19 protein-coding genes are annotated in these 14,382 nt (G+C 60.3%); 1 reads left to right on the forward strand and 18 read right to left on the reverse strand.

Going from position 1 to position 14,382, the window contains the following annotated elements; genetic code table 11:
* Positions 1-1,163: asparagine synthase (glutamine-hydrolyzing) (gene asnB, locus EOM25_08445; GenBank protein NCC25213.1), on the reverse strand; the 1,163-nt coding region annotated here is incomplete at its 3' end.
* Positions 1,164-1,231: 68 nt separating this feature from the next.
* On the opposite strand from asnB, the gene EOM25_08450 reads away from it, so the two are divergent.
* On the forward strand, positions 1,232-2,380 hold the full coding sequence (locus EOM25_08450; protein NCC25214.1) for a DegT/DnrJ/EryC1/StrS family aminotransferase: 1,149 nt from the start codon (positions 1,232-1,234) through the stop codon (positions 2,378-2,380).
* Between the two features lie 15 nt (positions 2,381-2,395).
* On the opposite strand, the gene EOM25_08455 is transcribed toward EOM25_08450, so the two are convergent.
* The 17 genes from EOM25_08455 to EOM25_08535 all read right to left on the reverse strand — a co-directional run bounded on the left by EOM25_08455 (position 2,396) and on the right by EOM25_08535 (position 14,326).
* On the reverse strand, positions 2,396-3,037 hold the full coding sequence (locus EOM25_08455; protein NCC25215.1) for a Crp/Fnr family transcriptional regulator: 642 nt from the start codon (positions 3,035-3,037) through the stop codon (positions 2,396-2,398).
* 43 nt (positions 3,038-3,080) lie between these two features.
* Positions 3,081-3,608 carry a hypothetical protein gene (locus EOM25_08460; GenBank protein NCC25216.1) on the reverse strand — a complete coding sequence of 176 codons (528 nt, stop codon included), beginning with the start codon at positions 3,606-3,608 and terminating at the stop codon, positions 3,081-3,083.
* A 28-nt stretch (positions 3,609-3,636) separates the two neighbouring features.
* A complete protein-coding gene (locus EOM25_08465) occupies positions 3,637-4,251 on the reverse strand; it encodes a hypothetical protein (protein NCC25217.1) in 615 nt (204 codons plus the stop codon).
* A 12-nt stretch (positions 4,252-4,263) separates the two neighbouring features.
* A complete protein-coding gene (smpB, locus tag EOM25_08470; GenBank protein NCC25218.1) occupies positions 4,264-4,731 on the reverse strand; it encodes an SsrA-binding protein SmpB in 468 nt (155 codons plus the stop codon).
* On the reverse strand, positions 4,728-6,533 hold the full coding sequence (gene ptsP, locus EOM25_08475) for a phosphoenolpyruvate--protein phosphotransferase (GenBank protein ID NCC25219.1): 1,806 nt from the start codon (positions 6,531-6,533) through the stop codon (positions 4,728-4,730). The genes smpB and ptsP overlap by 4 nt, the downstream gene beginning before the upstream one ends.
* Complete coding sequence (locus tag EOM25_08480) at positions 6,533-6,847, reverse strand: HPr family phosphocarrier protein (protein ID NCC25220.1); 315 nt, start codon at positions 6,845-6,847, stop codon at positions 6,533-6,535. Before EOM25_08480 ends, ptsP begins: the two co-directional genes overlap by 1 nt.
* Before the next feature lie 56 nt (positions 6,848-6,903).
* Positions 6,904-7,683, reverse strand: coding sequence for a 3-keto-L-gulonate transporter (locus EOM25_08485; GenBank protein ID NCC25221.1), 780 nt, complete (start codon positions 7,681-7,683; stop codon positions 6,904-6,906).
* Positions 7,684-8,517, reverse strand: coding sequence for a 16S rRNA (cytidine(1402)-2'-O)-methyltransferase (gene rsmI / locus EOM25_08490; GenBank protein NCC25222.1), 834 nt, complete (start codon positions 8,515-8,517; stop codon positions 7,684-7,686). It lies immediately after the preceding gene.
* A complete protein-coding gene (locus tag EOM25_08495; GenBank protein ID NCC25223.1) occupies positions 8,459-8,860 on the reverse strand; it encodes a YraN family protein in 402 nt (133 codons plus the stop codon). The genes rsmI and EOM25_08495 overlap by 59 nt, the downstream gene beginning before the upstream one ends.
* The gene (locus EOM25_08500; protein NCC25224.1) at positions 8,845-9,456 is read right to left on the reverse strand and encodes a ribonuclease HII; all 612 of its coding nucleotides are present in this window, start codon (positions 9,454-9,456) and stop codon (positions 8,845-8,847) included. The genes EOM25_08495 and EOM25_08500 overlap by 16 nt, the downstream gene beginning before the upstream one ends.
* A gap of 129 nt (positions 9,457-9,585) precedes the next feature.
* Positions 9,586-9,936 (reverse strand): 50S ribosomal protein L19, encoded by a 351-nt coding sequence (locus EOM25_08505; GenBank protein NCC25225.1) that lies wholly within the window; start codon positions 9,934-9,936, stop codon positions 9,586-9,588.
* A 96-nt stretch (positions 9,937-10,032) separates the two neighbouring features.
* Positions 10,033-11,307, reverse strand: a complete 1,275-nt coding sequence (trmD, locus tag EOM25_08510; GenBank protein NCC25226.1) for a tRNA (guanosine(37)-N1)-methyltransferase TrmD — start codon at positions 11,305-11,307, stop codon at positions 10,033-10,035.
* 6 nt (positions 11,308-11,313) lie between these two features.
* Positions 11,314-11,835 carry a 16S rRNA processing protein RimM gene (gene rimM / locus EOM25_08515; protein NCC25227.1) on the reverse strand — a complete coding sequence of 174 codons (522 nt, stop codon included), beginning with the start codon at positions 11,833-11,835 and terminating at the stop codon, positions 11,314-11,316.
* 59 nt (positions 11,836-11,894) lie between these two features.
* Entirely contained in the window at positions 11,895-12,128 is a 234-nt protein-coding gene (locus EOM25_08520; GenBank protein NCC25228.1) for a KH domain-containing protein, read from the reverse strand.
* A 101-nt stretch (positions 12,129-12,229) separates the two neighbouring features.
* Positions 12,230-12,472: a 30S ribosomal protein S16 gene (locus EOM25_08525; GenBank protein NCC25229.1), complete on the reverse strand. Its 243-nt coding sequence runs from the start codon at positions 12,470-12,472 to the stop codon at positions 12,230-12,232.
* 81 nt (positions 12,473-12,553) lie between these two features.
* On the reverse strand, positions 12,554-13,996 hold the full coding sequence (locus EOM25_08530) for a signal recognition particle protein (protein NCC25230.1): 1,443 nt from the start codon (positions 13,994-13,996) through the stop codon (positions 12,554-12,556).
* Positions 13,997-14,074: 78 nt separating this feature from the next.
* A complete protein-coding gene (locus tag EOM25_08535) occupies positions 14,075-14,326 on the reverse strand; it encodes a hypothetical protein (GenBank protein NCC25231.1) in 252 nt (83 codons plus the stop codon).
* Positions 14,327-14,382 lie beyond the last annotated feature (56 nt).

Raw genomic sequence — 14,382 nt, forward strand, 5'->3', positions numbered from 1 at the left:
CCACACAACTCATCCCCGCCGTCACCATTTAGAACCACGGTGACCTCGGAGCGGACCATACCCGAAAGGATATAGGACGGCAGCGCCGAATCGTCACCGTAGGGTTCTCCAAACTGTCCCAGGACCCGGGGAAGTACCTCGCCTAGTTCCCTGCCCGACTCGACCCGGAGTTCATGATGGTCAAGTCCGAGATACTCCGCCGTGGCCCGGGCCTCGTTTCCTTCGTCGTAGCGGGGGTCGTCGAAGCCCACGGTGAAGGATTTTACCGGGCGGTCGGAATACCGGGCCATGAGGGCCGCCACCAGCGCTGAGTCCAGTCCGCCCGAGAGCATGACTCCCAGAGGGACGTCGCTGATCATGCGCTCCTGCACGGCCCGTTCGAGTTCGGACCGGGCCTGGTCCTCGACCTGGGCCTCGTCCGGATTTTGCTTGATCCGAAAATCGGGGTCCCAGTACCGACCCGTCTCCCAGCATCCCGATCGCATCAGGGCCCAGCAGCCGGGTTCAAGCTTCCGCACGCCCCGATAGATGGTCCAGGGGGCGGGGATGTAGGATTGACAGAGAAAGAGATCCAGGGCCTCAAAATCCAGGCTCCGGTCCACTCCACCAAGGGCGATCAGGGCCCGGATTTCCGAGGCGAACACGAGTCGCTCGGAGGTCCGGGAAAAGACCAAAGGCTTCTTGCCCACCCGGTCCCGGGCCAGAACCAGCGTCCGGGAACCCGGGTCCCAGACGGCAAAGGCGAACATCCCCCGCAGCCGGAGCAGGCAATCCAGCCCCCAGACCTTGTACGCGGACAACAGGACCTCTGAGTCCCCCTCGGTCCTGAAGCGTACCCCCCGTGTCTCCAGATCGCGGCGCAGCTCCCGGAAATTGTAGATCTCGCCGTTATAGACCAGAACCAGGCCCGTGTCCGCATCGACCATGGGCTGATGGCTGCGCGGGTCCAGATCAATGACCGACAGCCTGGCATGGCCCAGACAGGCTTGTCCGTCGGACCAGAGACCCTGGTGGTCCGGGCCGCGATGGGCCAGAGCTGCGACCGCCCTTTGCACCCGGCTCGGATCCGGCCGCTCCCGAAAGTCAATCAGCCCGACTATGCCGCACATGGAAACCTCTCCGAGCTTCCGGCCAAAGGATCGCCTTGCCACCCAGCCACCCATCCGCTAGTGGACGGCCAGCAAACCCGGCGGGTTTTCCCGCCCGTCAATTCAACCATCGGACACCGATCATGCGAGAAAAATTCCTGGTCTTTGGCGCCCCGAACCTGGGGCAGGAAGAAATCGACGAGGTCGTGGACTCCCTGCGCTCCGGATGGATCGGCACCGGCCCCAAGGTGGCTCGATTCGAGGCCGAGTTCCGGACCCATGTCGGTGCCGCCCATTCCGTGGCCGTAAACTCCTGCACGGCGGCCCTGCATCTGGCCATTCTGGCCGCAGGCATCGGCCACGGAGACGAGGTCGTCACCACCCCTCTGACCTTTTGCGCCACGGTCAACGCCATCATCCACGCCGGGGCCACGCCCGTCCTGGCCGACATCGATCCGGTGACCATGAACATCGCCCCAGAGGCCATACGCCGGGCCATCACCCCAAAGACCAAGGCCATCCTCCCGGTCCACTTCGCAGGGCGGCCCTGCGACATGGACGCCATCATGGCCTTGGCCGAAGAATTCGGCCTGACCGTCATCGAGGACTGCGCCCACGCTGTGGAGGCCAGGTGGCACGGCCGCCCGGTGGGAACCTTCGGCCGCTTCGGATGCTTCAGCTTCTACGTGACCAAGAACGTGGTCACCGGCGAGGGGGGCATGGTCGTCACCGACGACGCCGAGGCCGCGGGCCGCATCAAGGTCCTGGCCCTGCACGGCATGAGCAGCGACGCCTGGCAACGATTTGGAGATTCCGGATACAAGCACTACATGGTCACCGAGGCCGGGTTCAAGTACAATATGATGGATATCCAGGCCGCCATGGGCATCCATCAACTGCGAAAGGTCGAACACAACCGGGAAAAACGGAAAAAAATCTGGAAACGCTACATGGAGGCCCTCGCCCCTCTGCCCGTGACCCTGCCAACGCCTTTCGAACCGAACACCCGGCACGGTCTGCACCTCTTCACCCTGCTCATTGATCCCGATCGGGCCGGGATCAATCGGGATGCGTTCCTCCAGTCCATGACTCGAATGAAAATCGGCCTCGGGGTCCATTATCTGGCCCTGCCCGAACACCCTCATTACTGGCAGCGATTCGGGTGGCGTCCGGAGCAATGGCCGCAGGCCACGCGCATCGGCCGACAGACCGTGAGCATTCCCCTCTCTCCGGGGCTGTCCGACCAGGACGTGGAAGACGTTGTCGAGGCGGTCAGGCTTTGCCTGCCCTGACCGGGCCCGCGAATATCAAAAGGTATAGGGCAGATTCTTGTGGACCTCGATCTTCTGCCGTTCCACCGAGATGTAGCCCTCTTCGGTCAGCTTCTTGAGAATCCTGGTGACCATCTCCCTGGACGCGCCGATGACCTGGGCCATTTCCTGATGGGTCATCCGCCCCTCCACCACCAAATGTCCTTTGCGCATGGCCGCCTGCTGGGTGATGAGCCGGGCCACTCGGCTGTAGACGTCCATGAAGGCCAATTCCCGGATCTTCTCGTTGGCGTCCCGCAGACGTTCGGTCAACCCCCGCAAAAGACCAAGGGCCTTGGGAGAAAGGGAAAAGATCCGGACGAAATCGTTTCTCGAAATGACCAGAGCCTCGGTCCGCTCCCGGGCCATGACGCAGGCCGATCGCGGTTCACCGTCCAAAAGGGCCAGCTCGCCGAAGTACTCGCCGGGCCCAAGAATGGACAGAATCATCTCGTTGCCCCGCTCGTCCCCAAGGACTACCTTCACCTGGCCTGAAAGAATGACGTAGATCGAGGTCGAGGAGTCGCCTTCGTTGATGATGATCGTGTTCCTGGGAAAGACCTTGGTGACAGCCACCCCCTGCAGTTGCCTGAGTTCGTCGTCGTTCAGGGCCGAGAACAATGCGATGTCCTTGAGCATGACTCCTCCTGTGTTCCGATATCCGGAAAAACCGATACCCGAATCAACCCTCCCGTATCCACGTTCGCATGGACTGCGCCTCAGCCGGCCACGATTCCCCGAACCTGACTTCCAGAAACAGGGCGAAGACCGCGTCGAGATACTCCAGGCTCTTCTCGACGAGATAAATCCGCTCGAGAAACGGGGCGTCCGGGTCGTCACCCTCTTCCAGCCGGGTCTCCACCTTGGGGGTCTTGAGCCCGCTGACGCCGAAATCCGAGGCCTCGACCTGGAACTGCCAGGTATTGGCATCCTGTTCGATTCTGATTCGGGCCTGGTTGACCTTCTTGCCCTTTCCCAAGCCGGCCCGGGCCTCATCCAGACCTGACATGGGTCCGCTGCACACGGTTGTGTCCCTGGTTTCCCCGGATCCGGCCAGAACGGAGACCCGCTGTTCGTAAAAAAGCGCGAACTCATTGCCTCCCGGGCCCCGGAAAACATCTCCCCGCTCACTTCTGAACCACAACCAAGTCAAAAATTCCTGACCGAGGATCGGGGCCTTGGCGGCCGCCACCTGTAAATCTACGTCCATCGCTCCTCCGAAACCGGCATATTTCCCATCATAGGACCAGGCTGGTCGGCTCCATGTCATCGAGTATTTTCTTCCGCTCCCCCATCCTGGTCAGGGCCAGAAAATACGGGGTCTGCATCTCCAGATGCAGACCAAAACTAATTTCGAACAATTCCTCAAACAGGGCCCTGACGGAATCCCGGGTCGAGGCTAGATAGACCTCGGACCTGCGAATGGACCAAACCACCTCGAAATAGGCCGGGATGGGCAATGTCCGCGACCTAAGTCTCAGGGCCACCGATTCCTTAAGTTCGGTCTTCTGGTCCTTGGTCACGAATTTCTGGCCCTGCTCCCGCATCCTGGACTGCAACTCCCGCAGGGCGAGCTGAAAATGTTTCTTGAACACCGCTGCCGGCACCCGGCGGGTATCCAGCCTGAGGCAGAATGCCAGATACTCTCCCTTTTCAGGCGGCGCTGTCTTCCAGTTCGAGTCCAGAATATCGTCGAAGCAGACCCAGCCAAAGGACCGCTCCTCGACCCCCTGGTCGATGTCCCTGAAGGAACGATGCTTGAGTTTATCCAGGGCCTGGGACCAGAACGAGTCCGGCACCGGTTCCACAATCCTATATCTGGTCAACCCGAGGCTTCCGGAAAGAAATCCCATGTCGTCTCCCGTCTATTTGAACCGGGCCATCTCTCGTTCCATGTCCCTGGAAACCGCCCGGCGCTTGAGTTCATCCCGCCGATCGTAGACGTGCTTGCCCTTGGCCAGCCCAATCTCGATCTTGATCTTCCCGTTCCTGAAATACATCTTCAAAGGAATGACCGTCAGTCCCTTCTGTTCCACCTGTGCGGCCAGGACCAGAATCTGCCGCTTGTGCATCAAGAGCTTGCGGGGACGCTCCGGCTCGTGGCCGGCATAGCCGGCGTTCTCGTATTCCCCGACATGCACTCCCACCAGATGGGCCTCACCGTCGGCGAACCGGACATACCCATCCTTGAAACTCACCCGTCCGGCCCGGAGCGACTTGACCTCGGAACCGGTCAGGACCATGCCGGCCTCCTCGGTTTCCAGAATCTCGTAGAGCCTTCTGGCCTGCCGGTTCTGGGCGATGAGTTTGATGCCCGGGTCGTTCTTGCTCATGTCCGTTTCCTTTGTCCGATACGGCCCTGCCCATCCTCGTCGAGCAAAGAGGTATAGAACATGAGCTCCTCAGGGAATCGCTCGAAAATCATTTTTCGCACCAGCTGATTGTTCTCGGCCACGGTGCTGCTCCGAAGCACGGCTCTGAGCAAATCCTTGCACTCTTCCATGGTCGTCTGCCGAATGATGTGCTTGATCCCGGGAATGGCCTGGGGATTGAGGCTGATGCTGTCGATCTGCATCCCCAGGAGGATGGGAATGCAGTAGGGATCAGCCGCCACTTCCCCGCAAAGGCTGACGCTGATGCCAGCCCGATGACCCGCGTCCACCACGTACTTGATGCTCCGCAGGATGCCCGGATGCAGGGGCTGGTAAAGATAGGAGACGTGCTTGTTGGTCCGATCGATGCCCAAGCAGTACTGGATCAAGTCATTGGTCCCGATGCTGAAAAAATCCACCTCCCGGGCCAATATGTCGGCCATCATAACCGCGCCCGGGAGCTCGACCATGATTCCAACCGGGATATCGGAGCGAAAGGCCGTTCCCTCCAGTCGAAGTTCGTCCTGGACCTTGCGGTAGATTCCCAATGCCTCGCGGAGTTCCTGAAGACCGGAGATCATTGGAAACATGATGGAGACGTTTCCCAGGACCCCGGCTCGCAGAATGGCCCGCAGCTGGGTCTTGAATATCTGCTGATGGGCCAGGCAGAAACGGATGGCCCGCAGCCCCATGGCCGGATTGGTCTCTTCCAGACTTCCGATCATGGGCATGATCTTGTCCGCCCCGAGATCCAGGGTCCGAATGACCACCTTGGCCGGGGCCAGAATGGAGGCCAGATCCATGTACTGCTCGGTCAGTTCGTCCTCGGTCGGGAAGGTCTTCCGGTTCATGTAGCTATACTCGGTTCTGAAGAGCCCCACGCCCTCTCCGCCGTTGTCGATGACCGCAGTCACCTCCTCGAAAAGCTCGATGTTGGCCAGAACTTCAACCCTGAAGCCGTCAATGGTTTCTTCAGGATAGTGACATTTACGGATGGTCTCGCCCTGATAGGTTTCGAAGCGGTACTTGAGGTCCGTGTACTCGGCCAGCTCCCGCTCGCTCGGCTCCACCAGTATCCGTCCATGAAACCCGTCGAGGATGATCAAGGCCCCGTCCTGGACCTCGGACTCAAGCCCCTCGGTCCCGACCACGGCCGGAATCTGGAGAGAACGCGCCAGGATGCCGGCGTGGGATGTCTTGCCTCCCATGGACGTGGCAAAGGCCATGATCTTGTTTACTTCCAGCTCGATGGTATCCGCCGGGGACAGGTCATGGGCCAGAAGAATCATCCGGTGCTGCATGGGCTTTGGTTCGGACTCCAGGCCCGACAGGCTGCTCCGGATTCGTTCGGCAACCAGCCGGATGTCCTGGATCCGCTCACGGATATACTCGTCCTCGATGGCCTCGAACAGCTGGGCCAAGTCGTCCACGGCCTTTTCCAGGGCCCACTCGGCGTTGAGCTTGGTGTCCACGACGTGCCCGATGGCCATCTCCCTGAATTTCCGGTCCGAGAGGATCATCAGGTGGGAATCGATGATCGCCCCGTGCTCCTTGAGCTCAAGGGGAATATTGGCCCGAATGCGCTGGAGTTCGGAGGCGGCGTCTTCAAAGGCCTTTTCCAGACGAACCCGCTCCTGGGGCACCAGAGCCTCCTCGACTGTCTGTCTGGGGGCGCTCGAAAAACGGTTCCGGTTCAGGAAATAGGCCTTGCCCACGGCAATGCCCACGGAAACCGGAATCCCGGTCAAAATCCTCTCGGCCATCAACGATCCTCGCCAAAACGCTCGTGAAACAATCTCTCGATGCCGGCCGCCGCCGCCTCGGCATCATCCCCCCGGGCCTCCACGATTACCGAACTTCCCTTGCAGGCGGCCAGGGTCAGGATGTCCAGGATGCTCTTGGCGTCCACCTTCCGATCCCCGTGGCTTAAGGTCACGGAAGCCGAATACTTCTGGGCTTCACGGGCGATACTGGCCGCTGGGCGGGCGTGGACCCCCAGTTCGTTGACCACGGAGATGGTCCTCACGACTTCGCCCTGATTCCGGCCGACCGGAGGACATTGGCCAGATCCGGCCATTGCTTGGCCGGATTCGGATGCCTGCCCGGACTCGACAAAAGAAGGCTGGCAATGCTTCATTTCCATAACTCCAGAACCGTATCGAAACCGAGCCGGCTCTTGGCCAGCATGGGCCACAGCAAAGCCGCGCCGAGAAAGGCGGCCAGAAAAAATTCCCTGACCCTGTAATGCCGGGCACAAACCAGACTCAGAACGGGCAGGCCAATAGCGGCCAAGCACCAAGGAGCCCAGTGCCGGGACCAGGGCCAAATGGTGACCCAGATGGCCACCAAAACCAGGGCGTTGAGGATTTTGATCCGTCGGCCTGCATTGATCAGATTCCACTCACGAAGACGGCTCAAAAATGCCAAACCATGAACAAGCCCCTGATGGAAGGTGTAGATTCTGAAAATCTGCAGGGCCAGGAACCAGGATATTCCCCAGGCCAGGGGCAACGCCCTAAGCCCGCTCACCAGCATGAGCACCGTGGTCAGAGACCAGAAGACAAATAGGCTCCCGCCGAAAAACGAGTCGCCCACGGCCGAGAGGGTGTAAACCGTCGTTGTCTTAATCTTGGGCAAGGTCTTGGCCGGCAAAAGGCCCTTGGCGATTTTTTTTTCCAGATAAAGAAACACGCCCAAAAGAAGCGGAGTCCAGTATGGATGGGTGTTGTAGACCTGAAGGGCACGCTTTCTGGCCTGCTGCAGGGCATTGGGTTCGGCATGGATGGCCTTCAGCCCGGGATCAATGGCATAGGCCAAACCGACATTCTGAAGCCCCCTGGGGTTGAAGCAGGCCCCGATCAGGTAGGAGCGCAGAAAGACCTGGCTCAAATTTCTGATGTTCAGACCCGTCATTCAGCGTCTTTCCAGGAGCAAAGCGTACACCTCTCCCGATGACCAGCCGGGACAGCGGCCGGAAACGATCTTGGCCACAGCCCTGGGTCTGCCCCCTCTGGCCGTTTCCTCTCGCACCATATTCTCAACCAACTCCCTGGGAACACGTTCGGGCTTCTGTTCCGGGGGGGCCACCAAAACGGTGATCTCTCCGCGCAGCTCGTCGAGGCCTTTCAACTCTTGGCCAAGGACTCCGAAGATAAATTCTTCGTGCACCTTGGTCAATTCTCGAGCCAGACAAAAGCGGCGCGGTCCAAGAACCGGAAACAGGGTCTCCAGGGTTCTCGAAACCCTGTCCTTTCGCTCAAAAAAAGCCATGGTGGCCGACAGGCCGGCGTAGGGGAGAAACAGATCCCGGATCGCTCCGGGTCTTCTCGGCAAAAAACCGAGAAAGACAAAAGGCTGGGGAGGAAATCCGCTGGCCATCAGAGCCGCCACCGGAGCGCACGGCCCGGGTATGGGCACCACCTCGATACCTGCTTCCCGACAGGCCCGGACGATGACGAATCCCGGGTCCGAGACCAGAGGAGTTCCGGCGTCGCTGATCAGGGCCACGTCCTCCCTGGACAGCAGATCGAGCACGGCGGTCACCCTGGACTCCTCGTTATGTTCGTGGCTGCTGATAAGCCTCGGAGCCGGAATCTCCAACAGGTCGTAAAGATGTCTGGCCCGCCTGGTATCCTCGGCCAGAATCGTACTTACACGACTCAAGACCTCCCTGGCCCTGAAACTCAGATCACCAAGGTTGCCAAGAGGAGTGGCCACGACCCAGAGCCGCGGAGGCGTCGATGACATTCTTTTCATGCTCCATGGTCCGCCCTGTTCCGTGCATCAGCACGGAAACGAGGTCGAACCTGCAGGGCCTGGACCACCAATCCCGATCGTTCAGGAAATGAACCGCGGCCCGGATCAGGGACCTGGCCTTGTTCCGGTCCAAGGCCTGTCCGGGCAGACCGTGGACATTCGACGAACGTGTCTTGACCTCTACGAATACCACTTCATCGCCATCCACGCAGACGAAGTCGATCTCATAGCTGCCCTTGCGCCAGTTGCAGGCCACGATCTCGTAGCCGAGGCCAAGCAGATGCTTGAGGGCCAGCGCCTCTCCCTCCCGGCCCAGGTTCAGATGGGCAGGCATGGCTGCCCGATCCCCCTGTCCCGACGCACTCCCCGGAATGTCATCCGGTGTATGGGGCTCGGCCCAAGGGCCCGGACCCGCTCCAGATGCTCCCGTGTTCCATAGCCCTTGTGACCGGCCAGCCCGTAGCCTGGGTACCGGCGATCCAGGCTGACCATCAGACGGTCCCTAAAGGTCTTGGCCAGGATCGAGGCCGCAGAGATGGACCGAACCCGGGAGTCTCCCTTGACCAGAGCCCGGCAGGATTCTTCCAGGTCGGGGACCTGATTGCCGTCCACCAGCACCAGTTCAGGGCGAACATGAAGACACCGAACGGACCGGGTCATGGCTGTCAGACTGGCCTGCAGAATGTTGATCCGTTCGATCTCCCTGGGCCAGGACAATCCCAGCGCCCAGGCCAGAGCGATCCTCTTGATTTCCGTCTCCAGTCTGGCTCTGGCCCGTGCAGTCAGTGTCTTGGAGTCCCCCAGACCCTCCAGTCCGGAGAGGTCGGGAGGCAGAATCACGGCCGCAGCCACCACCGGACCGGCCAGACATCCCCGGCCGGCCTCGTCAACTCCGGCCGTCAGGGCCGGCAAGTCGTCGAAGCGGTCCATGAGTCCGGGTCTCATCCGCAGCATGGCCGATTCTCCAAAAAAAAGCCGGGAAGAGCCTGGCCCTCCCCAGCTTTGAGCTTCGATCGCTTCTCGAGTCCGTGCTCTGGGCTCGGAACTTCTCGATCCGGATCAGTTCCAGGTGTTCTTACCCTTGATCCGGGCGGCCTTGCCCTTGAGCTTGCGGAGGTAGTAGATGCGCCCTTGGCGGACCCGACCCTCGCTGACCATCTCGATCCGTTCAATGGACGGCGAGTGCAGGGGGAAAACCCGCTCGACCCCGACGCCGTCGGACACCTTGCGGACCACGAAACTCGCGTTGGTCGTGCCCCGCTTGACCCTCAAAACCACGCCCTGGAAGATCTGGATGCGCTCCTTCTCTCCTTCAATGATCCGCACGTGGACCTTGATCGTATCCCCGGCCTTGAACTGGGGAATGTCCATGCGCATCTGTTCCTGTTCGATTCTCTTCAAGACGTCCATGTTCGTGTCTCCTTGCTTGTATAGCCGAAACGCCCCGGCCGGGTTTCCCTCGGTCCGAGGCGAAATCGTGTCCGCCTGTTCCCTCGCTTTCAAAGCTCAGCGAGCGTCGCCTAAAATTCTGTCCACCATGATGGATGCCGCCGAACGGACCGAGAGATGGTTTCCCGGGTCCATGAACCGGATGGGCCGAAGGACCCCGTCGACATTGCGAAGAACCTCGTCGGCCAGTCCCGATCCAGTTCCCAGAACCAGGAGCACCGGTCTGACCTCCAGGCACCGGGCGACTTCTGTCCAGGGCATGAACCCTTCCCGAGCGCTGGTAGCCAAAACCAGGGGGGCCTGTCCTGTGGTCTTTCGGACCGATTCCCTGGCCTCCTGAAGATCGGTGACGACCTGGACCGTGGACAGGGCCGCCCTTCGATCGGGATTGGCCTCACCCCCGCCACCCTCGGTCCAATGAGAGACGAGGACTCGTGCCAATCGGCGATGCTCCTCCACCGGGGTGCACACGACATATCCACCCAGACCATACGCTGAGCAAACGCGGGCAATATCGTGTACGTCCAGGTTTGTCAAAGATGTTGTGACCACTTCCCCCCGCCGGTTGAGGACCGGGTGGTGGATAAGAGCCAGATGCAAATTCCTGCCCACCCTGAGCCGAGGTTCCTCTCGTAGAAAGGCCATATCGGCCTCGGTCAGCCGGGCCTCGGCCAAGAGTCCAGGCCGCAGTCGAAGGGTTGTCCGCAGGGACTGCTCACGACGCCAGGCCGCGATCCGGCCGTGATGCCCCGAGCGGAGAACCTCCGGGACTTGAAGGCCCTCGTAGAGTTCAGGCCTCGTGTAGTGGGGATACTCCAGAAGTCCGTCGGAAAAACTCTCCTCCACTGCGGATTCGGCGTGATGCATGAATCCGGGCAGCAGTCTGGACACAGCCTCCACCAGGCACATGGCCGCGCTCTCTCCGCCGTTGAGGACGAACTGGCCCAAAGAGACCAGTTCCAGATCCCAGAGTTCCTCGAGCCGGGCGTCAATGCCTTCGTACCGTCCGCAGACGATGGTGATCTCGCGCTCCCCGGCCAGATCCCGGGCCATGTTCTGGTCGAAGACCCGCCCCCGGGGAGTCAACAGGAGGGTTCTGGTTTCCCGTCCCAGACTCTTCAAGGCACACAGGGGAGGATCGGCCATCATGACCATCCCCGGCCCTCCTCCGTAGACACGGTCGTCGGTGTTTCGATGCTTGTCTTGGCTAAACTCCCTGAGGTCCAGAACCTGGAAATCAACCAGCCCGGAGTCCACGGCCCGGGACAAAAGCCCACAGGAAAGAACCGAGCTGAAGAATTCGGGAAATATGGTCAGGATGTTGAAACGCACCGTAACTCAGGGGATATAGATGTCCAACAAGCCCTCGGGCGGATCGATCAGAACCCGGCCCCGTTGGCGATCGAAACCTCGAATGAAAGCCGGTACGGCCGGAAAAAGCACCTCGCGACCCTCCGGGGTCCGAACCGACCAGACATCATGGGCCGGAGTCCGGAGCACCGCTTCGATCAGGCCCAGGACACGTTCGTCCGGCATGACCGCCTCCAGACCTTTCAGATCATCCTCAAACGGCATGCCGTCGGGCCGTTCTGGCAGATCAACGCGACGAAGATACACCGCGGACCCTTTACGTTCGTCGGCTTCGTTTCTGCCCTCCACGCCTTCGATCAGGAGAAGAGGGTCGTTCTGATGGAACCGGGCCGCGAGGATGCGATGCGGCCTGGGCTTGGTGGATCCGGATGCGAGATAGATCCGGGCGACCTTTTCGAAATCGGGAATGATCTCCGCTTCGATCCGGATCCGCAGCTCACCCCTTAGACCGTGGGAACGGAGCACGCGGCCGATGCGGACGAGATCCATGGAGCCCTTCGGGGAAAGGGCCACGCCGGAACCGCGCGGCCCGAAAGACGTTTGGCCATCTATTCCAGAATTTCCAGCACGGCCCGCTTCTTTGACTTGGTCGAGGCCGCCCCGAGAATCGTTCTCATGGCCCGGGCCGTGCGACCCTGCTTGCCGATGACCTTGCCCAAATCATCCTTGGCTACCCTGAGTTCTATGACCGACGTCTGCTCGCCTTCGATCTCGGACACAGTGACCGAATCCGGATTGTCTACCAACGATTTCGCCATGAATTCGACCAGTCCCTTGAGCATAGAACCTCCGAAAAAAGTGTGCACGTCCGGCGGATCGGGAAAACGACCTTAGTTCGCTTCGAACCCAAGGCCCACCTCTCGCCGGGAACGAGCCTTCGAGTCTAGGACAGGCCTTTGGCCGCGAGCAGGCTGCGAACCGTTTCCGTGGGCTTGGCGCCCTTGGCCATCCACTCCTTGACCCGTTCAGCGTCAACCTTGACCTCGGCCGGGTCGGTCATGGGATTGTAGTGGCCGAGGTAGTCTAAGGCCCGGCCGTCGCGCCTGGAAGCACTGTCCAAAACGACGAGGCGGTAAAAGGGATTTTTTTTGGACCCCATGCGGGTCAATCTAATTTTCAATGCCATGATTTTTGCTCTCCGTTTTCAAATGGTGTTGATGTCGTTTCAAAAAAGTCCGAGGGTTCGGGCCCTGGACGTCTTGCGATCTCAGCCCTTGCGGGCCTTACGCTTGGCCTGTTTTCTCTTTTTCTGCAAAAGCTTGCTGTCTTGAAGTCCAATGGGCTTGCGGGGTTCCTTCTTGACCTTGACATGATCCGGGCCAGGCAGAGGCGGCATTGGCTGACCGGGTTTGCCCTTTTGCATGACGTGCTGCATCATCTTCCGCATCTGGACGAAATTCGTCAAAAGCTGGTTGATATCCTGAACCGTGGTCCCGCTTCCCTTGGCAATCCTCTTTCTTCGGCCGGCAGTGATGATGGAGGGGTCCTTCCTCTCGGCTGGAGTCATGGAGTTGATCATGGCCTCCACCCGAACCAGCTCCTTTTCCGGCATCTTCACGTCCTTGAGCTGCTTGCGCATTTCACCCATTCCCGGGATGAGCTTAAGCAGGCCTTCAATGGACCCCAGCTTCTTGATCTTACGCATCTGGCTTCGAAAATCATCCAGATCGAACTCGGCCTTGCGGAACTTCTTTTCCAGCTCGGCCGCCTCCTTCTCGTCGATGGCCGACTGGGCCTTCTCGATCAGGGTCAGCACGTCCCCCATGCCGAGAATCCGGGAGGCGATCCGATCGGGATGAAAGACTTCGAGTTCGTTCAGCTTTTCGCCCATGCCCACGAATTTGATGGGCTTTTGGGTAATGGACTTGATGGATAAGGCCGCTCCGCCCCTGGCGTCGCCGTCCATCTTAGTCAGGACCACGCCCGTGACGTCCAGAAGATCGTTGAACTTGGAGGCCACGGTCACCGCGTCCTGACCGGTCATGGCGTCGGCCACGAACAGGATCTCCTGCGGGGAACAGGCAGCCTTGATGTTCACCAGCTCCTGCATCAGGCCTTCGTCTATGTGCAGGCGTCCGGCCGTGTCCAAAAGCACGACGTCGCAGCCCTGCCTGGCTGCCTCGCCAACAGCCTCCCGGCAAATCTCCACCGGATCGCGGTCAGTGGTCGAGGCGAACGCCGGGACCGACAGTTCAGCGGCCAGTTTCTGCAACTGGTCGATGGCCGCCGGGCGGTAGACGTCGGCCGGCACGAGGTACGGCCTGCGCTTGTTCCGGCGCAGGAACAGAGACAGCTTGGCCGCAGTGGTCGTCTTGCCCGAACCTTGCAGACCGACCATCATGATCACATGGGGCGATTTGCCCTCCAAGGCCAGGGCGGTGTTGGTCCCGCCCAAAAGTTCAATCAGCTCCTCGTGGACAATTTTGACCACCTGCTGGCCTGGCGTCAGACTGTCCAGGACGTCCTGGCCCATGGCCCGCTCTTGGATCCGGGCCATGAAGTCCTTGACGACCTTGAAATTGACGTCGGCTTCGAGCAGGGCCATGCGAACTTCGCGCAGGCCGTCCTGGATATTGCCTTCGTCCAGGCGACCCGTGCCCCGGAGCTTCTTGAAAACCGAATTGAGACGATCCGAAAGATTATCGAACATGTGCGGCGCCGTGTTGAGAAAAAAAGAATTTGGTTGGATATACCTTCATCGTCCGGCAGTCAAATCCCGGGAAACCCTTCAGGTCGAGACCGAAGACCGCCATGAGCTCTCGCTTCGGACGGCGATACACGGGGCATCTCCCAGGTCGACGACCCCATGCAGCTCCAATTCGATCAGGGCCGCGTCCAGGGCCTCGGCCGTTCCGGACCATCTCCCATACACGGTGTCCCGATCGGGCTCCACGTCCAGGCTGACCAGATCCTCCAGGATGAGGTAGGCCGAAGTGGCCTCCACGGACAGTCCCAGCGAAAAGATCTTCTTGACGATCATAGCGGGATTCCTTTCAGCCCTCAGCCGGCCAGGGCCCGGCGGATGCTTTGGGCCGC

This window comes from Deltaproteobacteria bacterium (genome assembly GCA_009929795.1).
Classification (GTDB): Bacteria; Desulfobacterota; Desulfovibrionia; order Desulfovibrionales; family Desulfomicrobiaceae; genus RZZR01.